The following is a 21,809-nucleotide window of genomic DNA, read 5'->3' as shown; positions in this document are numbered from 1 at the left end:
CTCCTGGCAGGATTTAGACCTCTACGCCCATGCGTTTTGCAGCTTCAACCACTTCTTCGATGCGTCCAACAAGACGGAATGCATCTTCAGGAAGGTGATCATATTTACCGTCAAGGATATCTTTAAATCCTTTAACCGTTTCCTTAACAGGAACATATGAACCTGGCTGTCCAGTAAACTGTTCAGCTACGTGGAAGTTTTGTGATAAGAAGAACTGTAGACGACGCGCACGAAGTACGACTAACTTATCTTCATCAGAAAGTTCGTCCATACCAAGGATTGCGATGATATCTTGTAGTTCACGGTAACGTTGTAACGTTTTTTGCACACGACGTGATACCTCGTAATGCTCTTCACCAACGATTTCAGGTGACAATGCACGAGAAGTTGATGCAAGTGGATCCACCGCAGGGTAGATACCCATCTCAGAAAGCTTACGCTCAAGGTTAGTCGTTGCATCCAAGTGAGCGAAAGTTGTAGCCGGAGCCGGATCCGTATAGTCATCGGCTGGTACGTAAATCGCTTGGATTGATGTAACAGAACCTACGTTAGTAGATGTGATACGCTCTTGTAATTTACCCATTTCAGTAGCAAGAGTTGGCTGGTAACCTACCGCAGATGGCATACGGCCAAGTAGGGCAGAAACCTCGGAACCTGCTTGCGTGAAACGGAAGATGTTATCCATGAAGAAAAGAACGTCCTGTCCTTGCTCATCACGGAAATATTCAGCCATAGTCAAACCAGTTAGGGCAACACGCATACGTGCACCTGGTGGCTCGTTCATTTGTCCGAATACCATCGCTGTTTGCTTAATAACGCCAGAGTCCGTCATTTCGTGGTAAAGGTCATTACCCTCACGAGTACGCTCACCTACACCAGCGAAAACGGAAATACCGCTATGCTCTTGGGCGATGTTGTTGATTAATTCCTGGATTAATACAGTTTTACCTACACCGGCACCACCGAATAGACCGATTTTACCACCTTTAATATATGGTGCAAGAAGGTCTACTACCTTAATTCCAGTTTCAAGAATTTCTACCTCAGTAGAAAGATTTTCGAAAGTTGGTGCTTCGCGGTGAATCGAATCACGACGTGCACTTGCAGGGATTTCATCAGCAAGGTCAATGTGCTCACCTAATACGTTAAATACACGTCCAAGTGTTACATCCCCTACTGGTACGGAAATCGGTGCACCAGTATCCACTACTTCTACTCCACGAGTTACACCGTCAGTGGAAGCCATTGCAATCGTACGAACAGTATCATCACCTAAATGAAGGGCTACTTCAAGGGTTAAGTTGATATCAACTTCTGATTCATTACGCGCTTTGTAACTAATTCTTAATGCGTTATAGATCTCAGGCAGCTGACCGTTTTCAAATTTAACGTCAACGACCGGACCCATAATTTGAACTACGCGTCCTATGTTCATCTTTTTCCCTCCTAACTTACTCTTTTGAAAATGAACGTAGTTGGAAACCCGCATCTGTTCACTCATGAACAAATGCAGCCTTCCCGCTCATTATCTTTTTTTTGCCCGCCGAATGGGCTAATTTTTAAAAATTCTATTCTAACGCCGACGCACCGCCAACAATCTCTGTGATTTCCTGTGTAATCGCAGCTTGACGTGCACGGTTGTAGCTAAGCGTATAGTTACGAATCATTTCTTTCGCATTATCAGTTGCATTTCTCATTGCTGTCATACGGGCAGCATGCTCACTTGCTTTACTGTCTAGAAGAGCACCGTAAATCAAAGCCTCTGCATATTGTGGCAGGAGAACTTCTAAGATTTCTTCTGGAGACGGTTCAAACTCATAAGAAGCCAGCTTTGAAGAAGTTGTGATATCCGTTAGCGGAAGAAGCTTCTTCTCCGTTACTTCCTGAGAAATGGCACTTAAATAATGACTGTAATACACATATATTTCATCAAATGTACCGTCAGAGAACATTCCTACCGTACTTGAAGCGATATCTTTAATATCTGCAAAGCTCGGCTGATCGGAAACCCCTATTATTTCAAGGGCTACATTCATACCGCGCTTAACAAAAAAGTCACGAGCTACTCGACCCACTGCAATAATCGCAAATTCATCATTGGATTTATGACGGCTTTGGATTGTTTGGTGTACGCGTCGAATCACGTTACTGTTAAATGCGCCTGCAAGTCCACGGTCAGAGGTCATAACGATATAACCGGTTTTCTTAACAGCACGAGCCTGAAGCATCGGATGGTTAATTCCTTTGCTGCCGATTGCAATTGATGCCGTTACTTCTTGGATTTTTTCCATGTAAGGGACGAATGATTTCGCATTCATCACTCCACGGTTCCATTTCGCTGCCGACGTCATTTCCATTGCTTTCGTGATTTGACTCGTCTTTTTGGTTGAATTTATACGATTTTTAATATCGCGTAAAGATGCCATTGGTTCTCACCACCCTCATTCAAAGAATGTTTAGCTTAAGAGCGCCCTTAGGCGCCCCCAATATTACTCGGAAACTGCAAACGTCTTTTTAAAGTCGTTGATAGCAGAAGCGAAATCGTCATCAGAAGGAAGATCCTTCGTCTTCGTAATATGGTCTAACACTTCTTTGCGGTTGTGATCTAACCAATTTAACATTTCTGATTCAAAACGACGAATATCTTGAACAGGGATATCATCAAGGAATCCGCGTGTTAATGCATATAGGATTGCCACTTGCTTTTCAACTGAAAGCGGTCTGTTAAGATCTTGTTTTAATACCTCAACGGTACGTGCACCACGAGCAAGCTTCGCTTGTGTCGCTTTATCAAGGTCAGAACCGAACTGAGCAAATGCTTCAAGTTCACGGTATGAAGCAAGGTCAAGACGCAGTGTACCTGCAACCTTCTTCATCGCCTTGATTTGTGCAGAACCACCTACACGTGATACAGAAAGACCTGCGTTGATCGCTGGACGTACGCCAGAGAAGAATAAGTCAGACTGTAAGAAGATTTGTCCATCAGTGATGGAGATAACGTTTGTTGGGATATAAGCAGAAACGTCACCTGCTTGTGTTTCGATAAATGGTAATGCTGTGATTGAACCTGCACCTAATGTGTCGTTCAATTTCGCAGCACGCTCAAGTAAGCGGGAGTGCAAGTAGAATACATCCCCTGGATATGCTTCACGACCTGGAGGACGACGAAGTAATAGGGAAAGTTCACGGTATGCAGCCGCTTGTTTAGAAAGATCATCATATACGATTAATACGTGTTTGCCAGAGTACATAAACTCTTCCGCCATCGCAACACCAGCATATGGAGCTAAGAATAGCATTGGAGCTGGTTGTGAAGCAGATGCAGATACAACGATTGTGTAATCTAATGCACCGTTCTTACGAAGCGTTTCAACCGCATTACGTACTGTTGATTCTTTTTGACCGATTGCAACATAGATACAGATCATGTTTTCGGTTCTTTGGTTCAAGATTGTATCAATCGCAACAGATGTTTTACCTGTTTGACGGTCACCGATGATTAACTCACGTTGACCACGACCGATTGGAACTAGCGCGTCAATCGCTTTGATACCTGTTTGTAATGGCTCATGAACGGATTTACGAGCCATAACGCCTGAAGCTACCGCTTCAACAGGGCGAGTTTTTGTTGCATTGATTGGACCCATACCATCAATTGGTTGTCCTAAAGAGTTAACAACACGTCCAATTAGCTCTTCACCAACTGGAACCTCCATGATGCGTCCTGTACGGCGAACTTCTCCGCCTTCCTTGATCTCTGTGAAAGGTCCAAGGATAATGATACCGACGTTATTTTCTTCTAGGTTTTGTGCCATACCCATAACGCCATTTGAAAATTCAACAAGTTCTCCAGCCATGACATTGTCGAGGCCATGAACACGAGCGATACCGTCACCTACGGAGATAACTGTACCAACATCACTCACTTGAATTTCTGCCTGATAGTTTTCAATCTGCTTTTTAATCAGGGCACTGATTTCTTCAGCTTTGATGCTCATGAGTTTCACCCCTATCTACGAATCTTAGCTTAACAATTTACGTTCTAAACGGTTTAACTTGCCACGCAAGCTTCCGTCATATATACGGTTTCCGATGCGGAGCTTCACGCCACCAAGCAATTCGGAATCTACGATATTTTCAATTCTCAATGATTTCTTGCCTACTTTTGCTGCAAATGTAGTAGAAATAGCCGTACGCTCAGCATCTGTAAGCGGACGAATGCTGTACACTTCTGCTTCAGCAATCCCCATTTCATTATTTGACAGTTCAATAAACTGGTCCACCACTTCGACGATTTCATCTTCGCGATGACGATCAATCAAAATTAACAATGTATTTAGTACATAGGCATTGATAGATACAAAAGCGGCTTTTATAACCTCTTTTTTCTTATCAATCGTTAGTTTTGATGATTTTAGGACAGCTTTCAAATCAGTATTGTATTGTAAAACTTCTTTCACTACACGAAGTTCTTCTTCTACTGTACTTAGAATCTGCTGTTCTTTTGCAATTTGAAAAAGAGCTGACGCGTAGCGTTTTGCTACCATAGAATTGCTCATCGCTCTTCTCCTGCCTCTTTGATATATTCGCTAATAAGTTGTTCTTGATCTGCTGCAGTTAATTCTTTCTCAATGACTTTAGAAGCAATTAATACAGACAGGGAAGCAACTTGTTCGCGAATAGCTGTAACTGCTTTTTCTTTTTGCTGCTCAATTTCAAGCTTAGCAGCTTCTTTAAGACGCTCTGCTTCCGTACGTGCTGCAACTACGATCTCTTCTCGTTGGATATCGCCTTGTTTTCTAGCGTTTTCCATTAAGTTCTGTGCTTCGGTACGAGCTTCTTTTAAAAGACTTCTTTGTTCTTCTAAAAGTTTTTTCGCTTCTAAACGACTATTTTCAGCCGCATTAATTTCATTAACAATGTGTGCTTCACGTTCCTTCATGATGCCCATTAACGGACCCCATGCGAACTTTTTAAGCAATGCTAATAAAATAATAAACATTAGTAATTGGAAGAAGATATCTCCAAAATTAATATGGGAACCGCCTTCAGCAGCAGTAGCCAATACAAAATTGCTTGTTAACACCCTGGGTTCACTCCTTTCAAGAGTCGCTAAACGATGAAAGTAACAACAATTTAACTAGACATAAATGAATGGCGAAGGATGTATGTATCTTCGCCATCTGGAGTTTTAATGATAATTACTTATTTAAAACCATGAACGCGATAACTACACCGATGATCGGTAATGCTTCAACTAACGCAACCCCGATGAACATTGTAGTTTGTAGTGTACCACGTAATTCAGGTTGACGAGCAACACCTTCTACAGTACGTCCTACGATAAGACCGTTACCAATACCTGCGCCAATAGCTGATAAACCAATTGCAATCGCTGCTGCTAAAATACCAATTGAACCTGTCATTTCGTTTTTCCTCCTTAAATGTATAAAAAAATATAGTTTATTATTTTGTTCATGAGTAATGAACGGTTTATATTAATGGTCGTGACTCACTTTATGAGCCATATAAACCATTGTTAACATTGTGAAAATGTAAGCTTGAATTGAACCTACGAAAATAGAGAAACCTTGCCATACTAGTGTTAATGGTACTGCTGCAATAGTTCCAGCAATTCCTTGATGCGCTAGTCCAGCTGCTAATAGGGAAAGAAGCAATTCACCGGCAAAAATGTTACCGTATAAACGCAAACCAAGAGTTAGCGTATTCGCGAATTCCTCAATAATCTTTAATGGGAAAAGAAATTTCATTGGGCTGAAGAAGCCTTCTGCATATCCTTTTACACCTTTTAGCTTTACACCATAGAAGTGCGATAACGCAACAACCATAACCGCTAACGTTAACGTAATCGTTGGGTCAGCTGTCGGTGATTTCCACCAAAGGTTTTCGCCAACTACGATTGCAAACGGAAGACCTAACATATTAGATACAAAGATATACATCAATAGTGTGATCCCAAGAATGTGGAATCGACCACCTGTCTTCCAATCCATTGTACTGTTGATAATTCCTTTAACGAAGTCCAAAATCCACTCAAAGAAATTTTGTACGCCGGTTGGTTTCATCGCAAGTTTGCGGGTAGCAAGGACTGCAATAAGGAAAACAATCGCACTTGCAACCGTAATCATTAGAATATTGGCCCCGTTAAACCAAAGCCCCATAAACTTAAAATCCGGAGTTCCGTGTTCCATGTAAACTCACCTCGTTTCCGCTTCATTTATGTACATGCAATGCATGATAAAAATAATCTATCATAATGACAATATAGGATGTCATCAATCCTATTACTAAACCCATTACATTGAAATACTCTGGATACCTCAATGCAATTAATGCCGCTATTCCACCTACTGCCATCCTGGAAAGCGACCCAAGCGAGCGGACTTTTTTGCCCTGTGATACCTTTTTATCAAAGTCTTCAGTTTTTCTTACTAATAACCAAAGATTTAAGAAACCAAAGCATGTCCCAAGAATCAACCCTAGGAAGATTGTTTGGTATGATGTAAATCCCCAGCCGAGAACATAAATGGACAACAAGTAAAAAATCCATTTCCGCTGTCTGTTGTACATGACTCTAAAATCTGGCATAGTTATTTATCTCCTGAATAGAAATGACGGATTGAAAGAAGCATGGAATAGGTGCCTGCTGCAAGTCCTAAAAGCAGTCCAACTATTAAGAAAATTGGTTCGGTACCCCAATGCCGATCCAGCCATCTGCCTGAGAAAATACCTATTAGAATGGAACCGATTAACTGGGAGACGATCGCGGACATTAAAGCCATAGCTTGTAATGGATTGCGGTTGTTTTGTCGCATGCTTATCGCATCCTCACTATAAGAGAATGTGAACCGGATAATAGTATGCAAACAGGCGGGAAACACCGTGGAAAATAGTCTATTAATCCGATGAAAACCCTATCATTTTACACCCTTTGTTAGCATACAATAGGCAACTTTTAAAGTCAATGAATTTAGTGAATTATTCCACAAACAATTTCCCAAGATTTTTCTCTCATCAAATTTTAATTTACTCTATTATTGTAGTGGATTTTTTAAACTTTTTTTGACCATTTTGTGTCTATTTTGTGAACATTGTCACAGGAGGCGGATATCCGTGATTAACGGGGTGGACAAGCCGTCCGGATTTTGGCTTGCCCATTCACTCGCACATTTTACTCTTTTTCCCTCTCGATGACGATCATCCGCTCGATAAAATCTTCCTTCCCAGCCTTTTTAGCAAACACCTTCACGAGGTACGTCCCATCTTCCGGCAGCTGATCAGCCTGAATCACTTTCCGGGTTAACCCTTTTTTCACATTTGTCTTCGTATCCAAAAAGCCAACAAATCGGTAATCCTCTGGGTTAAACAGGGCAATTCCAAACTCCTCTGCGCCGCCAGGTAAATACACCTCATACCGATACTGTCCACGATGATCGCTTTCACCAAAATCAAATCCCATCACCCGTGGGTATCCCGGCTCCTCTAGTACATACAAATACGGAATGTGAATCGTCGATGAACCGGCCTGCATTTGAATATAACCGTCATGTACTTTTCGCAAAAACACTTTCGGGTCGACCATTAACTCAACCGTCACCTCTTTCGACTCCTTCGGCCCAAGCGTGAACGACAGCGGGAACCTCCAGCTCAGCCCCTCCATCCTCTGCGGAATCGAAAAGGAATACCGCTGCGTTTCCGAACTCCTATTTTCCACATGCAGTGTGGCCTGATGTACATCATGATCGTCACTATATTTCCCAAACCTCATACTGCTCGGCGAAACAAGCGAGGTCGCCTTAATCGCTTCATCTACTTGAATGCGGCCGGCCCCCTGTTCGTACGTTCGGTAAAACCCAAGACTCTCATCAGCAGTAGACCTCATTTGTCCGCGCTCCCTCTTCACAAGCGGTTTTGCCGTGTTCATCAACGCTGCTTTAATTTGCACCGGCGTCCAGTCCGGGTGCGCCTGCTTAATTAACGCACAGGCCCCGGCCACATGCGGTGCCGCCATACTCGTACCCTGCAAAGACAAATAGCCGCCTGGAATCGTCGAATTAATGGCTACCCCCGGTGCAACAATGTCCGGCTTAATTTCCCACGTTCCCGTCACCGGCCCCCTCGAGCTAAAGTCTGCCAACCGGTCCCGCTCCTCTACCACCGAGATTCTCGCCGCCACACGCTGTTTCTTTATTTCTTTTTGTAAAATAACTCCGTCACCCTTCGATAGTGAACCCACTGGTAGGGTCAGCGGAGATTCCAAATTCCCAATGAAGCTTCCGCTCATATTATTGTAGATCAACACCGCCCTGGCTCCCGCTGCGCGGGCATTTTCTGCTTTCTCAGTAAAGGTCAGCGTCCCCCGCTTCATCAGGACGATTTTTCCTTGAACATTCCTTAATTCCTCTTTCCTGCCGATGCCGCCATCCACCAGATCAACTGACCGGTCTAACGCCCATTTAGCTGAGCCCTCCATCGGCTGAATTCGATATTTATTCCGGCTTCCTTCTATTAATAAGAAAGGTATTTCCATCGTGGGTGTAGAGGCTCCGACTGAAATCGCTTTGGCCGCCGTTCCCGGTGAACCAACCGTCCACACATTCGGTCCAGAATTTCCGGAAGCGGCCACTGCCACAATCCCTTTGTCCACCGCGCGGTTGAGTGCCATACTAATCGGAAGGTCCGGCCCATTGATATCGTTCCCGAGCGATAGATTCATAATATCGACTTTGTCTTTAATTGCCTGATCAATGGCCGCCAGCACCTGTTCGGTCGTCCCGCCGCCTCCTGGCCCAAGTGCCCGGTACGCCACAATTTTCGCCTCCGGCGCCACGCCCTTAATTTTTCCATTAGCCGCAATGATTCCCGCGACATGGGTGCCATGGATAGTTGCTTTCCCGATAGCGAGGGTTTCCATCGGATCGCGGTCATTGTCAACGAGGTCATGCCCGCCGGCGTAGTTGCGCTGCAGGTCGGGATGCGTATAATCGACACCCGTATCAATGACCCCAACCGTCACCCCTTTCCCGGTAAGGCGCTCGTCTTTTGCGTCAAAATAGCTACGGACCTCTTCTCCGCCAATTATTTTGACACTTTCCTCGGTTTCTACCTGATACTGGGTCACCTGTGAGACATTCATTATATGCTGTTGGTTTGTGAGTTTGGCGATAGTTTCGGCGGGACCTTGAACCGAAAATCCGTCAATTGCCTCTTTAAAGATTCGTCTTAGCTTGATATCTCTGTACGGACGGATGAGTTGCGCGATTTCCTGCTCCGACTGAGGCCGGTCCAAAAGGATAATCGCTACGGTTTGTTCATTTGTAGGTTTTGGAATAGGAGGATGAATAAGAATTCTTGGAGTTTGAAAGGCAAGGAGCAAAGCAAGTATGAATTTCATCAGTGAAAATCCCCTTTTTTCCTATCGTTTTCATTTAGCGGGGAAAGTATGCAGTCGGGAGGAAGATAGTATTGAGTGGTTCTTCCGCTGCCAGAGACCTGAAGATGTAGTGTGTGAAGTAACCCCTTAGCTACTCCGCGTTTATCGATTAATAAAAATTCCTGAAACTGTTTTAAAGTCATTTTTTCATTTGATAGAAGGAAATAATCTCTTACCGCTGGGAAGTGTGCATCTTTAGAGTAGGTCTTGCAATAGGAGCAATACCATGATGCTGACACTCTCAACATCGGTATCCTTTTGCAGGTTGGGCATTGAACACCAGGGACAATCTCATTTCGGATAATACCATACATTCTCAGAATTTCAGGATATGCGGGGATATGTTCTGATAACAGAAGCTGTGTCAGTTTATTGTAGGTTTTGCTTTTTAGGATAGGTGCTTGGTATTTCGTTGCAAGCTGACTGATTTTCTCCTCTAAACACTCTGCATAAATAATATTTTTAAAAATATGTTCATTACCTGGATTTGTTTTTAAAACGGTGGAGTTTCTGCTGATTACTACTAAATATTCAAGGGGGATTGGTGGGAGCTTATGTTTTATCATCCATAGAAGCAATTGATTTCGGTGCCGCTTTGCTTGAATGAGAGGATTAGTAATGCCTTCTTCGATGTCCTTATAGATCCTTGTAACACTGTTAGTGTATTGATCGAAGAATAGCGTCCCAGCTATGTTCTTTATTTCAAGAATTAAGCCAAACATAAGAGAGACCAGGACCGTGTCCATTTGGAATGTATTTTGGTTTTTCAGCCGGAGATCATTTATAATGCCAAACTGTTCTTCCGGTAAATAGGATAAGTAATAGTCTGTATTTTTTTCACCCGAATAGCCCGTTTTCCAATTAATTAAGTCCTTTTCAATCTCCTTGTAGCGGTAAAAACTTTTGTCCACCCTCCTTAGTAGTGCCTCCCGCTGTAAAAGCTGAATCGGAACAGGTCTTTCCTTTAAAATCATGAATTTTCCTCCTTTTTGTTTTTTAACAGTTACCTTTTTCTAATGAAAAGCCTAAGAATCCTTTATTTTTTGTAGGTAGATTTTGTGAACGATGATTTAAGGTGGGTTTTTAGGAGGAATTCGGAGTTTGTAAACACAATTTCTTGGATAATCGGGTGGTCATTTTTGTGATTGGCTCATTTTTCGGGTTGATTGGCTCATTTTTTCCTATGATTGGCTGATTTTTCCGGAAGACTGGCTCATTTTCAGACAACATTGGCTCATTTTTTGCGTGCATTGGATATTTTTCCAAATATAACCAAATCCAACCCCAAAAAACCAATTAAAAAAAAGCCGAGCACCAACACTCGGCTTTTCCCCAATTATCCTTATTTCGTTCCAAACAAACGGTCACCGGCATCACCAAGGCCTGGTACAATATAGCCATGGTCATTTAATTTCTCGTCTAACGCTGCGATATAAATATCCACGTCCGGATGCTCCGTTTTCACCGCTTCCACGCCTTCAGGTGCAGCAATCAAACACATAAATTTGATATTTTTAGCGCCGCGCTTTTTCAAGGAGTTGATCGCTTCATTAGCAGAACCTCCTGTTGCTAGCATTGGATCGACCACGATGAAGTCACGTTCTTCCACATCACTCGGAAGCTTTGCATAATATTCTACTGGCTTCAGTGTTTCTGGGTCGCGGTATAGTCCGATGTGACCTACCTTTGCCGCTGGGATTAACTTTAAGATTCCGTCAACCATTCCGATTCCGGCACGCAGGATTGGCACTAAACCAATTTTCTTCCCAGAAAGAACCTTCGATTTTGTTTGGCACACGGGTGTCTCAATATTGATATCTTCAAGCGGCATGTCCCTTGTGATTTCAAACGCCATTAAAGTTGCCACTTCATCAACCAATTCGCGGAATTCCTTTGTTCCTGTGTTTTTATCACGTATGTAAGTCAACTTATGTTGGATCAGTGGATGGTCGAAGACGTATACCTTTGCCAAAAAAATCGCCCCTTTTTATAAAATTTATCAAATACTCCGTCTCATTTTACAGAAAAAAAGTGCAATGAGCAAATAGGAAAACGGTTACTTTTAGTAGTAGGAATTTTTCGAAAAAAACCTTCTAACCAGAAAAAAATCGGCCTCAATAAAATGTAGGCCGATTCTGTGATGTTTAGTATTCTGGATAGAGTGTAAATTTACTTGTTAAGGCTTCAACAAGCCCGCGTGCTTCTTCTAGTTTCGCTTCATCTTCATGGTTTTTCAAAGTGAAGGCGATGATGGACGCAATTTCGTCCATATCCTCTGGACCAAAGCCTCGGCTCGTTACCGCTGCCGTACCGATGCGGATACCACTCGTTACGAATGGACTTTGTGGATCAAATGGAATCGTGTTTTTATTAACGGTAATACCGATTTCATCAAGTACTTTTTCAGCTACCTTACCAGTTAAGTTAAGCGACTGTACATCCACCAATAATAAATGGTTATCCGTACCACCAGACACTAACTTCAAGCCTTCTTTTTGTAAGCTATCCGCTAAGCGCTTCGCATTGGCAATGATGTTGCCAGCATATTCTTTAAAGCTGTCCTGCAGTGCTTCACCGAAAGCAACAGCCTTCGCCGCAATTACATGCATAAGCGGACCGCCTTGAATGCCAGGGAAAATCGACTTATCAATCTTCTTGCCAAATTCCTCTTTGCAAAGAATCATTCCGCCGCGTGGACCACGCAATGTCTTGTGAGTAGTTGTCGTTACAAAATCTGCGTATGGCACTGGATTTGGATGCAAGCCTGCTGCAACAAGACCAGCAATGTGAGCCATATCAACCATGAGGTAGGCGCCCACTTCGTCGGCAATCTCACGGAACTTCGCAAAATCGATTTCACGTGGATAAGCACTTGCACCCGCCACAATCATCTTTGGCTTATGTTCAAGTGCTTTTGCACGAACATCTTCGTAATTGATACGGTGTGTCACTTCATCAACACCATATTCCACGAAGTTATATTGAATACCACTGAAATTGACTGGGCTGCCGTGTGTTAAGTGACCGCCGTGGGATAAATTCATGCCAAGCACTGTATCGCCCTGCTCAAGAACGGTGAAGTAAACCGCCATATTGGCCTGTGCACCAGAGTGAGGCTGCACGTTTACATATTCCGCTCCGAAGATTTCTTTCGCACGTTCACGGGCTAAATCTTCCACAACATCGACATACTCACAGCCACCATAATAGCGACGGCCTGGGTAGCCTTCTGCGTACTTATTGGTTAGAACGGAACCTTGTGCTTCCATGACTGCTTCACTTACAAAGTTTTCTGAGGCAATTAATTCGATTTTAGACCGCTGACGACCTAATTCTTGTTGGATCGCTTGAAAAACCTGTTCGTCGGCTTGAGACAAATGCTTCATGATATTTCTCCCCCTTTTATGTATGCAAGCGTAAAAAATTTGAAAATTCCTTATTTATTTTAACACGTTTTTTCTCTATGTAAAAAATAAAGTCTGGAAAGTTGAGCGCTTGCTCAAAATTTTTTTAAAAATCTCCTACTCGGACGGTAAATAGGACCTGTTGTCCGGACCTCGCTAACAGAAGCCTTTATGAACAGCTTTCGTTCGCATTCGTCCGTTCGTATACTGCTCTGGCGCCGCCAATGAGCTTTGGCCTCGTTTTCGCTAGTGTTACATACGCATGGCCGACATGTTTCTGAGTTACCCTCACCGGCACAGCCACATGTTTCATATGCATGCCAATCAGCGTATGGCCAATGTCCATACCCGCATCCGCCTTCACGAATTCCACTACCACCGCATCGTCAAGCTGCTCGAACGCATAGGTAGCCATTGCACCGCCCGCTTTGCGGACTGGAACCACGGAAACCTCATCGAATCCGCGCTGTTCGGCGACGGACCGTTCTACAACCAACGCCCTGTTCAGGTGTTCACAGCATTGGAACGCGAATTGAATGCCTGTTTCAGACTGCAATTTTTTTAATTGACGAAAAATCATTTCGGCTACTTCAAGGGTTCCAGAGGTACCGATTCTCTCTCCGATCACTTCGCTTGTGCTGCAGCCAATTACCAACAACTGCCCAGGCTTAAATGAAGCCTGTTCCTTGAAGTCTGTAACTATTGCTTCCAATTGTTTTTCCCATTCCTGAATCATTGGACCCGACCTTTCTTTTTAGAAAGTATAAGTCTTTTAAAGCCACCTTGCTTTTAAGCGCAAAACTACGCCCCACTCAAGCACTGCCTATTATTTACGCCTGCTTATTTTCGTATTCCGTAATTTTGCCTACTCGATTGGAGTGACGGCCGCCTTCAAACTCACCAGTCAACCAGATTTCAGCAATATCGCGTGCAAGTCCCGGCCCGATGACGCGTTCGCCCATGGCAAGCATGTTTGTATCATTATGTGCTCGTGTCGCTTTTGCACTGAAGGTGTCATGTACAAGTGCACAACGGATGCCCTTTACTTTGTTTGCAGCAATGCTCATACCAATACCTGTTCCGCAAATCAAAATACCGCGGTCAAACTCACCGCTTGCAACCTTTTCTGCCACAGGCAGGGCATAATCCGGGTAGTCGACAGATGTTTCGCAATCACAGCCAAAATCAACGTATTCAATCTTTAATTCCTCAAGCAAGCTGGCGATTTCCTTGCGAATATTGACTCCGCCATGATCTGATGCTAATGCTACTTTCATCTTAAAATCCCCCTATTTTAACCTATTCCTTCTATTAATTTTGACATACTGCACCAGAAATATAAAGGGCTCTCTTAAAAAAGAGAGCCCTTTGCCACAACTAAGGTTTTAATTTTTCAATTGCTTTGTCAATGAGTTGGTCGAGCTCACGAAATGTTTCTTCATAGATTGGCAAGTTTCCGCCGTATGGGTCGACAACATCGTGGTTAAACTTTTCTCCGGTGAATTCTTTTAAAGTAAACACCTTCATAATGGCATTCGGATATTGCTGCTGAATCGCATACTTATGGGAGGAGGTCATCGTTAAAATCAGATCAGCCCATTCCACCTCTGCTGTGGTCAACAAACTCGATCGGTGGTTATGCGGAATGGCGTTGTTGCCGAGCACCGTTTTTGCATGTGAGGATGCCTCACTGCCGGTGGCCGCATATATGCCAGCCGATTTGACTTCCATCCCAGGGAGGCTCTTGCTTTTCAAAATAGCTTCGGCCATAGGACTTCTGCATGTATTTCCCGTACAAACAAACAAAATGCGCTGCAATGTGTCTTCCCCCTTTCCTCTATTATAAAACATTTTACCAAGTTTCCAACTTACTTACCGAAAGGTGATGGCTTGTTTGCCCATTTGCACCCAGCCGCGTTTGAAGGCGCTGATCGTTGCCTTGCGGTTCTTGGTTACAGATAATGGGTCATTGAAATAGATATATTGGCTGTCATAGCCTGTCACAAGAACGCTGTGTTCCTTATAGGTAATGGATACTTTTCCGGTAGGTGTATTCCACGTTTGCCAATTCTGTGATGGAACAGTATCAAAATACACATTATTGATGACCCACACCGATTTTCCGTTATTTAAATGCTTATAAATCTCTTCAAAATTGGAACCAGTTAAATCAACGACGCGTTCTGGCAAATATTGTTCCGCCAAATCAGCAATTGGTCCGTGATAAACAGCGAGACCTGGCTTGCTAAAGGTGTACATATCACCAACAAATCCTGAATACGGATTGCCGAAGTACACTTGTCCATTTGTTTTCGAATAAGGCGTCGGGTCCTTTCGCACTTGAGACGCCAACGTCATTTTAGACACGTTTTTTCCCGCATCCATCAACATCATTGCCAGCGACGTAACCTCACAGCCGCGTGGCAATTCCGGCATTTGTGCAACAAGAGGAACATCGAGCACAACCGAGGAAACTGAACCGCCTGTCCCTAGATAGAAACGGTCTTTACCACTTTGAATCCAGCTAGATTGTTTCATAGAACCATCTGTATTGAGATAGTACCACTTTCCACCATCATAAAGCCAACCCGTCGCCATCGCTCCACTTGAACCAAGGTAGTACCATTTGCCGCCAGTATAGACCCAGCCTTTTTTCATCGCACCATTACCCGCTAAATAATACCAGCGGTTATTGTCCTTCAGCCAGCCGGATACCATTTGACCAGAACCAGCCAAATAATACCATGCCCCAGCGTCAAACTGCCAGCCTGTCTGCATTTGTCCGCTTTGTGCAAGCAAATACCATTTACCACTGTCATACGCCCAACCGGTGGCCATCGCGCCTGAACTTTTTAGAAAATACCACTTGTCATTCTCCAATAACCAACCCGTTTGCATGGCACCCGTTGAATTTAAATAATAGCGAGTACCGTTATCGTTGATCCAACCGGTTTGCTTTTCACCATTTGGACCAAAGAAATACCATACACCAGCTTCCTGAACCCAGCCGGTAGTGGCTACCGTTATTTCCATTGCATATGTATGAATCCCATCATCAACACTAATTGTCAGGAGGCTGTTTGCCGGCTGCCTTTCTACACCTATCTCAAACTTCCCCTCGCTATCCGTTTGATTGGAACCAAGGAGGATTTCCTTATTTTTCACTGTAACAGTGGCATTTGGGATTGTAATCCCTTTAATCACCGTCGTCTGATTTGTTATTTTTTCCAACAGTTGAATTTGTTGCTGTTCATTTGCACTTATTCTTGTTTCTGCAAAAGCTAGATTTGGAAAAATAGCTTGAGAGATAACACCCAATGAAATACATAGATTCATCCAAAATTTCCGCTGCAACCTGTGCCCCTCCTCAAAAAACGTCTCATCTGCTTATTTAATAGATTGGTATGTTAAAAATTTACCAACTTCTATTCTACCATAATTGAGCCGTAATTTTGAAAGAGTTACCTCATTTGTAAGTAAATACCTACCATAATGGGAGGATCAGTTTTAAGCCGAACGCAAGTAAAATCGCCCCACCTAACGCTTCACTATAGTTGCCAAGCCAGCCTTGTACCTTTTTTCCCAACAGCAAGCCTGCCCAGGTTAGTACCGTGGCCACGACTCCAAAGGAGATTAGCACAAGCACAATTTTTGCCCCGTAAATCCCTAATGTCAGGCCCACAGAAAAACTGTCGAGACTAACACTTAAAGCAAATAAGAGTAAGCCGAAACCAACCGGCGTAATGACTTTTTCGTCTCCTTTTTTCAGGCTTGCCCATATCATCTGCAATCCGAGAACGATGAGTAAGAGTCCGCCAATTAAGCTGGCAAACGTGCCAAATTTCTCTGATAAAAATTTACGCGGTTAGTAGGCCCACTAACGGCATCCATACATGAAAAATTCCAATGGTGATCCCAATTTCGAAGATTTTCCTCAGCCGTAGTTTGTACATCCCCATACCTAGCCCCACCGAGAAGGCATCCATGCCTAGCGCAAAGGCCATGATCACTAATGTAAGTAATTCCCCAACTAATTCAGACATTCTGTCCCCGCCCCCTTGGACTAACTAACCTAATGATATGCACGTCCAAACCAGTTTAGAAGTCACGAGAGAGAGAAATTGGAACTCTGACTAAATGAAAAAAAAAGCACCGGAGATTAATCCTGGTGCTTACTCGGTAATTAACTTATTTCCTGCTGCTTTTTGCAGGCGGTTCATGATCGCATGTCCTACACCTGTACTTGAAAATACTTCACTATAAATGAGATCCACATCGGTCTCGTTAAATCGGCGTAACGTATCATACAGTGCCGTGGCCACCGTCTCCAACTCTGCCCGTCTTCCACAGGCGAACACCACATCGGCATGGTAGAACTCCACATTCTCCACTGTCGTTAACACCCCGACCCGCAAGCCATCCCGTCGCTTTTCTTCTACCAAACCTTGCAAAAACTCCCTGGTGCCTGACACCATATAAAGCGGTGCGTTCGGAGCATAGTGGCGATATTTCATTCCCGGCGCTTTTGGTTTTGCTGCCTCATCGGTTAACGCCGGGTCGACCCGAACCTCACCAATCACCGCCGCAAGCTGCTCTTTCGTGACCCCGCCTGGCCGTAAAATAACCGGAACCGATTCCGTGCAATCGACCACCGTCGACTCCACACCCACACCAGTCGCGCCGCCATCGAGCACTCCGGCAATTTTTCCATTTAAATCATCCATCACATGCACGGCATTCGTAGGACTCGGTTTACCTGAGCTATTGGCACTTGGTGCTGCAATCGGCAAACCGCACACCTTAAGCAGCGCAAGCGCCACGGGGTGATCTGGCATTCGAACCGCAACCGTCGCTAAACCAGCCGTCGCCTTCTCCGAAAGAACGCCTTCCTTCTTTTTAAAAATAACCGTCAGCGGCCCTGGCCAAAAAGCATCCATTAGAATCTCGGCCTTAGCAGGAACCTCCGCCACAAACCGGTTCAACTGCTCCCGGTCAGCAATGTGGATAATTAACGGATTATCACTCGGCCGTCCTTTCGCAGCAAAAATCTTCGCTACCGCTTCATCACTTTCGGCATTCCCACCCAAGCCATACACTGTCTCCGTTGGGAGGGCTACCACCTCATTTTCACTTAAAAAATGAGCTGCATCCACAACTTGTGGATTATTTACGAGATTATCCACATACTTATCCACTTTCCAGACTTTTGTGTTCATAGTTATCCACCTTTATCGTAACTGAGTATTTTATCGAAATTTGCCGATTCTAGGCACCTTGACTCAGATTTTTGAACGAGTACGTTTGAAAGTATAAAAGAAGGTGGCTATAAAAACAAGGTTTATCCACAAATTGTGTATAAGTTTCCGAAAAAAGTGGATAACTTTGTGGATATATCCACAATTATAAAGAAAATTTTAAAAATAACGAGTTATCCACATTCAAAACGTGTCGAATGTGCTCTGATTGATAAAATCCTTCTGGTAATTCCTCACGAACCACCCGTTGAAAGCCCATTAATTCAAAAAACGGAAGAGCCACACTCTTATTTGTTGCCAAAAATAAGCTTCTCATCCCCTTTTCTTTCGCTAATTGCACCATTTGATCAAAAAGGACGAAAATTTCCTTATCTGCTTGTCCAGGCGACACGACCAGCGAGCGCAGCAACCCATGTTCTTCAAACCCCTCCATGCCAAGCGACCCCCGTAACGATCCATCCTCGTTTTCTAGCAGTAGAAAATGATCAATCGTCTCACCATTTAGTCCATCCGTCCCAAGCCCCGCCCGTGAAAGAAACTCTCTTACATTTCCTAAATCCTCTTTATTTGCTCTACGAATTAATGCCTGCATCTCTCTTCCACCTCATTCATTTTCTTTTTCTACTCTATTAATATGAATAGGTAGGAAAAATAGAACAGGCTAGTCCTGGAATCTAGTAATTTTTTTCTCAAATAAAAAACCAGCTCCTTTTAGAAACTGGCTTAGTACATAAGTTTCTCCCACATTTCCAATACGAAGAATTTCACTTTCACCGGCTCTTCATCTTCTTCTGTGTACACAGGTGCATTTTTCTGCACTTGCTTTTTCGTCTTCTTTTCTTCTTTCTTAACTGCTTCCTTTTCTACCACATTCGTTTTTTTGTGCTCGACTACTTCTTGCTCTTCAGAAGCTGTAAACTTCTTATGATCAACCAACTCTTCCTCTTCTTGATTCTGGTCCTGCACCGTCGCCCCAGCCTGCTCTTGATCCGGCTTTACCTCCGCTTTCGGCGCCATCTCAGCCTTCGCCTTTTTCTCTTCCTCAAACCCTTCACTCACAGCCACACCATTTGAAAAATCAAGAAAGCATAATGGCGGATAAAGCACACACCACCAGTTCGCTCCTTCACCCTCACCAAGAGTAATCAAGATCGCTTGATACTCGCCTGCTGGATATAAAAACTGTCCATACAGCTTCGTTGGAAACTGAACCTTGCCAAACTCTACTTTTACCGACTGATCCGAACCCTGCTCACGTACGGTCCTTTCCGCAATCTCTTGAATTTCTGGAAGCTTCGAAGTAAGAACTGTCTTAGCTTTTTCCATCGACGTCAAATCCTGCACCCACAGCGTGATCTGCGCATTCACCGCATCCCGTACCTTGCGCTTAATCGCTTGGTCTGATTCGAAATCACTATTTGCTAGAATTCTGAGGCGAATCGCCTCCCCCGGAATCACGATCGACTCCTTCGCTGCAGCTTCCGTCTTCGGCATATATAAACTTAGGATTGTCCCTAACGATAAAACCACTAAATATCCCCAAACTACTAACTTGCTTCTCATCCCCAGCACCGTCCCTTCAATATCTTCATTGTGGACAGATAGCCAGAATCTTAAACTAGTAAAATGATAAAAAATGATATTTTCCATCAAGAGCCATACAAAAAAACTCCGAGGCACTACGCCCCGAAGCCGATTTCTGCAAATACCATTCGGTCCTTGCCGTTAATATCATTGACCACTTCAACCTTCACGTTCGAGAACGCTTTTTGAAAAAGCTCCGCTACCGCTTCGCCCTGACCGGCCCCAATTTCGAAACATACTAACGCGCACGGCGCTAGCACCCGTGGGAGCTCCACCATAAAGCGGCGGTAAAAATCCAAGCCGTCCTCCCCAGCAAACAACGCACGATGAGGCTCATGCTCCGTTACTACTTCCGACATCGTCACAATATCACCAGTCGGAATATACGGCGGATTCGACATCACCACATCAAACGCTCCTCCGATAAACGGCTTCAGCAAATCACCTTGGACAAACTCGACGTCTGCCTGTAGTCGAAATGCGTTTTCCTGCGCCACCTTCAACGATTCTTCAGCAATATCAGAAGCAAAAACCGTTAGTGCAGGCTGTTCAAGCTTCATGCTAATCGCAATTGCCCCGCTGCCGGTACCAATATCAACGAGCCTAATTTCTTGTTTTTCACTGAAAAGTCGCTTGATTCGCTGAAGAGTTCCTTCCACCAACTCTTCCGTCTCCGGCCTTGGGATCAGTACCTCTTCATTCACAATAAACTCACGTCCGTAAAAGTCTTCCGAGCCAATGATGTATTGTACCGGAACACCCGCGACATGCTCAAGGACTGCTTTTTCAAAGACTTCCCACACACCAGGAGCTAACTCATCACGGATATTCGCGAACAACTGCGCCCGCGACATACCACTGAAATGGCGAAGAAGCAGTTCCCCTGCATTCTCATCACGGCCATTCTCAACTAAAAAAGAAGAAGCCCAATGAAGAGCTTCAAAACCTTTTTTACTCATTAGATGCACTTTCCAGTCTTCTCGCTTGGTCATCCATAACTAACGCATCGATGATATCATCAAGTTTACCTTCCAAGATTTGATCCAGCTTTTGAATCGTTAAGCCGATTCGGTGGTCAGTCACTCGGTTTTGCGGGAAGTTATACGTACGAATCCGCTCAGAACGGTCTCCCGTACCAACGGCAGATTTACGTACGGAATCATACTCAGCTTGTGCTTCCTGCTGATACTTATCATAAATACGCGCACGTAAGACTTTCATCGCTTTATCCTTGTTTTTATGCTGCGATTTCTCATCCTGAATCGAAACAACGATCCCGGTTGGAATGTGTGTTAAGCGAACGGCTGACATGGTCGTGTTAACGGACTGTCCGCCGGCACCGCTTGAAGCAAACGCATCAAAACGGATATCTTTATCATTAATTTCTACTTCTAATTCCTCTGCTTCCGGCAAGCAAACAACGGTTGCCGTCGACGTATGAATCCTACCGCTTGATTCCGTTTCAGGAACACGTTGAACACGGTGGGCACCGTTCTCATACTTCAATTTGGAGTATGCTCCCTGACCATTAATCATAAAGCTGATTTCCTTGTATCCGCCAAGTCCAGTTGGGCTGGCATCAAGGAGGTCGGTTTTCCAGCCTTGCGCTTCCGCATAACGGCTGTACATGCGATATAAATTACCAGCAAACAAAGCCGCTTCATCTCCGCCAGCAGCCCCGCGGATTTCAAAGATAACGTTTTTGTCATCGTTCGGATCCTTCGGGATAAGAAGAATCTTCATCTTTGCTTCTAGTTCCACGATTTGGGCTTCTAGCTCGTTCACTTCTTCTTTTACCATTTCACGCATTTCAGCGTCGAGCTTTTCTTCAAGCATTGCTTTCGCATCCTGAAGCTGTTCGCGAGCCTCTTTATATTCACGATACGTTTGTACAGTCTCTTGTATATCTGATTGTTCTTTTGAATATTCACGGAGTTTTTTTGAATCATTAATAATTTCTGGGTCGCTCAAAAGTTCATTTAACTTTTCGTAACGATCTTCCACAGATTGAAGACGATCAAACACAGCATTCACCTCGAGTTTTAGTCCATAACATTCTAATTATAGTATAGGTGAAAACCTCAGTCAAAACCAATTTGCGGGAGAAAAATT

At 43.9% G+C, this 21,809-nt stretch carries 22 protein-coding genes and 1 pseudogene; all 23 read right to left on the bottom strand.

What is annotated here, in order from left to right:
• Positions 1-13: 13 nt before the first annotated feature.
• On the bottom strand, positions 14-1,435 hold the full coding sequence (atpD, locus tag QFZ87_RS03205; protein WP_309857624.1) for a F0F1 ATP synthase subunit beta: 1,422 nt from the start codon (positions 1,433-1,435) through the stop codon (positions 14-16).
• Between the two features lie 133 nt (positions 1,436-1,568).
• On the bottom strand, positions 1,569-2,426 hold the full coding sequence (atpG, locus tag QFZ87_RS03200; RefSeq protein ID WP_308081826.1) for an ATP synthase F1 subunit gamma: 858 nt from the start codon (positions 2,424-2,426) through the stop codon (positions 1,569-1,571).
• A gap of 63 nt (positions 2,427-2,489) precedes the next feature.
• Complete coding sequence (atpA, locus tag QFZ87_RS03195) at positions 2,490-3,998, bottom strand: F0F1 ATP synthase subunit alpha (protein WP_309857589.1); 1,509 nt, start codon at positions 3,996-3,998, stop codon at positions 2,490-2,492.
• Between the two features lie 24 nt (positions 3,999-4,022).
• Entirely contained in the window at positions 4,023-4,559 is a 537-nt protein-coding gene (locus QFZ87_RS03190; RefSeq protein WP_309857586.1) for a F0F1 ATP synthase subunit delta, read from the bottom strand.
• The gene (locus tag QFZ87_RS03185) at positions 4,556-5,086 is read right to left on the bottom strand and encodes a F0F1 ATP synthase subunit B (protein ID WP_309857585.1); all 531 of its coding nucleotides are present in this window, start codon (positions 5,084-5,086) and stop codon (positions 4,556-4,558) included. Before QFZ87_RS03185 ends, QFZ87_RS03190 begins: the two co-directional genes overlap by 4 nt.
• A gap of 115 nt (positions 5,087-5,201) precedes the next feature.
• Positions 5,202-5,426, bottom strand: coding sequence for a F0F1 ATP synthase subunit C (atpE, locus tag QFZ87_RS03180; protein WP_308081822.1), 225 nt, complete (start codon positions 5,424-5,426; stop codon positions 5,202-5,204).
• Positions 5,427-5,498: 72 nt separating this feature from the next.
• Positions 5,499-6,212 (bottom strand): F0F1 ATP synthase subunit A, encoded by a 714-nt coding sequence (gene atpB / locus QFZ87_RS03175; RefSeq protein ID WP_308081821.1) that lies wholly within the window; start codon positions 6,210-6,212, stop codon positions 5,499-5,501.
• A gap of 22 nt (positions 6,213-6,234) precedes the next feature.
• Positions 6,235-6,609 (bottom strand): ATP synthase subunit I, encoded by a 375-nt coding sequence (locus tag QFZ87_RS03170; protein WP_309857582.1) that lies wholly within the window; start codon positions 6,607-6,609, stop codon positions 6,235-6,237.
• Positions 6,610-6,611: 2 nt separating this feature from the next.
• On the bottom strand, positions 6,612-6,836 hold the full coding sequence (locus tag QFZ87_RS03165) for an AtpZ/AtpI family protein (protein WP_309857580.1): 225 nt from the start codon (positions 6,834-6,836) through the stop codon (positions 6,612-6,614).
• A 356-nt stretch (positions 6,837-7,192) separates the two neighbouring features.
• Positions 7,193-9,415, bottom strand: a complete 2,223-nt coding sequence (locus tag QFZ87_RS03160) for a S8 family serine peptidase (protein ID WP_309857579.1) — start codon at positions 9,413-9,415, stop codon at positions 7,193-7,195.
• Positions 9,415-10,428, bottom strand: a complete 1,014-nt coding sequence (locus tag QFZ87_RS03155; protein WP_309857577.1) for a nuclease-related domain-containing protein — start codon at positions 10,426-10,428, stop codon at positions 9,415-9,417. The genes QFZ87_RS03160 and QFZ87_RS03155 overlap by 1 nt, the downstream gene beginning before the upstream one ends.
• 368 nt (positions 10,429-10,796) lie before the next feature.
• A complete protein-coding gene (upp, locus tag QFZ87_RS03150; RefSeq protein ID WP_309857575.1) occupies positions 10,797-11,426 on the bottom strand; it encodes a uracil phosphoribosyltransferase in 630 nt (209 codons plus the stop codon).
• A gap of 172 nt (positions 11,427-11,598) precedes the next feature.
• A complete protein-coding gene (gene glyA, locus QFZ87_RS03145; protein ID WP_309857568.1) occupies positions 11,599-12,840 on the bottom strand; it encodes a serine hydroxymethyltransferase in 1,242 nt (413 codons plus the stop codon).
• Between the two features lie 187 nt (positions 12,841-13,027).
• Entirely contained in the window at positions 13,028-13,594 is a 567-nt protein-coding gene (locus QFZ87_RS03140; protein WP_309857566.1) for a TIGR01440 family protein, read from the bottom strand.
• Between the two features lie 94 nt (positions 13,595-13,688).
• Positions 13,689-14,135 carry a ribose 5-phosphate isomerase B gene (rpiB, locus tag QFZ87_RS03135; protein ID WP_309857564.1) on the bottom strand — a complete coding sequence of 149 codons (447 nt, stop codon included), beginning with the start codon at positions 14,133-14,135 and terminating at the stop codon, positions 13,689-13,691.
• Between the two features lie 100 nt (positions 14,136-14,235).
• Positions 14,236-14,709, bottom strand: coding sequence for a low molecular weight protein arginine phosphatase (locus QFZ87_RS03130; protein WP_309857562.1), 474 nt, complete (start codon positions 14,707-14,709; stop codon positions 14,236-14,238).
• Between the two features lie 21 nt (positions 14,710-14,730).
• Positions 14,731-16,212 (bottom strand): C39 family peptidase, encoded by a 1,482-nt coding sequence (locus tag QFZ87_RS03125; protein ID WP_309857559.1) that lies wholly within the window; start codon positions 16,210-16,212, stop codon positions 14,731-14,733.
• Between the two features lie 130 nt (positions 16,213-16,342).
• Positions 16,343-16,901, bottom strand: a pseudogene (locus QFZ87_RS03120) (manganese efflux pump MntP).
• A gap of 129 nt (positions 16,902-17,030) precedes the next feature.
• Positions 17,031-18,074, bottom strand: coding sequence for an L-threonylcarbamoyladenylate synthase (locus QFZ87_RS03115; RefSeq protein ID WP_309857555.1), 1,044 nt, complete (start codon positions 18,072-18,074; stop codon positions 17,031-17,033).
• Between the two features lie 184 nt (positions 18,075-18,258).
• Complete coding sequence (locus tag QFZ87_RS03110) at positions 18,259-18,705, bottom strand: GNAT family N-acetyltransferase (RefSeq protein ID WP_309857553.1); 447 nt, start codon at positions 18,703-18,705, stop codon at positions 18,259-18,261.
• 131 nt (positions 18,706-18,836) lie between these two features.
• Complete coding sequence (gene spoIIR / locus QFZ87_RS03105; RefSeq protein WP_396133890.1) at positions 18,837-19,763, bottom strand: stage II sporulation protein R; 927 nt, start codon at positions 19,761-19,763, stop codon at positions 18,837-18,839.
• A 29-nt stretch (positions 19,764-19,792) separates the two neighbouring features.
• Entirely contained in the window at positions 19,793-20,656 is an 864-nt protein-coding gene (gene prmC, locus QFZ87_RS03100; protein WP_309857551.1) for a peptide chain release factor N(5)-glutamine methyltransferase, read from the bottom strand.
• Positions 20,649-21,722 carry a peptide chain release factor 1 gene (gene prfA / locus QFZ87_RS03095; RefSeq protein ID WP_309857548.1) on the bottom strand — a complete coding sequence of 358 codons (1,074 nt, stop codon included), beginning with the start codon at positions 21,720-21,722 and terminating at the stop codon, positions 20,649-20,651. Before prfA ends, prmC begins: the two co-directional genes overlap by 8 nt.
• Positions 21,723-21,809 lie beyond the last annotated feature (87 nt).

Origin of the sequence: Bacillus sp. SLBN-46, assembly GCF_031453555.1 — a bacterium.
Taxonomy (GTDB): Bacteria; Bacillota; Bacilli; order Bacillales; family Cytobacillaceae; genus Neobacillus.
This window is presented reverse-complemented; position numbering and strand designations above follow the sequence as displayed.

What these genes read in the sequence shown, in the direction of transcription:
- QFZ87_RS03160 (WP_309857579.1), bottom strand. Translation starts at nt 9,415, where the DNA reads ATGAAATTCATACTTGCTTTGCTCCTTGCCTTTCAAACTCCAAGAATT.
- QFZ87_RS03115 (WP_309857555.1), bottom strand. Translation starts at nt 18,074, where the DNA reads ATGAACACAAAAGTCTGGAAAGTGGATAAGTATGTGGATAATCTCGTA.
- QFZ87_RS03130 (WP_309857562.1), bottom strand. Translation starts at nt 14,709, where the DNA reads ATGTTTTATAATAGAGGAAAGGGGGAAGACACATTGCAGCGCATTTTG.
- QFZ87_RS03165 (WP_309857580.1), bottom strand. Translation starts at nt 6,836, where the DNA reads ATGCGACAAAACAACCGCAATCCATTACAAGCTATGGCTTTAATGTCC.
- atpE (WP_308081822.1), bottom strand. Translation starts at nt 5,426, where the DNA reads ATGACAGGTTCAATTGGTATTTTAGCAGCAGCGATTGCAATTGGTTTA.
- atpA (WP_309857589.1), bottom strand. Translation starts at nt 3,998, where the DNA reads ATGAGCATCAAAGCTGAAGAAATCAGTGCCCTGATTAAAAAGCAGATT.
- QFZ87_RS03170 (WP_309857582.1), bottom strand. Translation starts at nt 6,609, where the DNA reads ATGCCAGATTTTAGAGTCATGTACAACAGACAGCGGAAATGGATTTTT.
- atpB (WP_308081821.1), bottom strand. Translation starts at nt 6,212, where the DNA reads ATGGAACACGGAACTCCGGATTTTAAGTTTATGGGGCTTTGGTTTAAC.
- atpG (WP_308081826.1), bottom strand. Translation starts at nt 2,426, where the DNA reads ATGGCATCTTTACGCGATATTAAAAATCGTATAAATTCAACCAAAAAG.
- QFZ87_RS03190 (WP_309857586.1), bottom strand. Translation starts at nt 4,559, where the DNA reads ATGAGCAATTCTATGGTAGCAAAACGCTACGCGTCAGCTCTTTTTCAA.
- spoIIR (WP_396133890.1), bottom strand. Translation starts at nt 19,763, where the DNA reads ATGGAAAATATCATTTTTTATCATTTTACTAGTTTAAGATTCTGGCTA.
- glyA (WP_309857568.1), bottom strand. Translation starts at nt 12,840, where the DNA reads ATGAAGCATTTGTCTCAAGCCGACGAACAGGTTTTTCAAGCGATCCAA.
- prmC (WP_309857551.1), bottom strand. Translation starts at nt 20,656, where the DNA reads ATGAGTAAAAAAGGTTTTGAAGCTCTTCATTGGGCTTCTTCTTTTTTA.
- QFZ87_RS03110 (WP_309857553.1), bottom strand. Translation starts at nt 18,705, where the DNA reads ATGCAGGCATTAATTCGTAGAGCAAATAAAGAGGATTTAGGAAATGTA.
- QFZ87_RS03140 (WP_309857566.1), bottom strand. Translation starts at nt 13,594, where the DNA reads ATGATTCAGGAATGGGAAAAACAATTGGAAGCAATAGTTACAGACTTC.
- QFZ87_RS03155 (WP_309857577.1), bottom strand. Translation starts at nt 10,428, where the DNA reads ATGATTTTAAAGGAAAGACCTGTTCCGATTCAGCTTTTACAGCGGGAG.
- atpD (WP_309857624.1), bottom strand. Translation starts at nt 1,435, where the DNA reads ATGAACATAGGACGCGTAGTTCAAATTATGGGTCCGGTCGTTGACGTT.
- rpiB (WP_309857564.1), bottom strand. Translation starts at nt 14,135, where the DNA reads ATGAAAGTAGCATTAGCATCAGATCATGGCGGAGTCAATATTCGCAAG.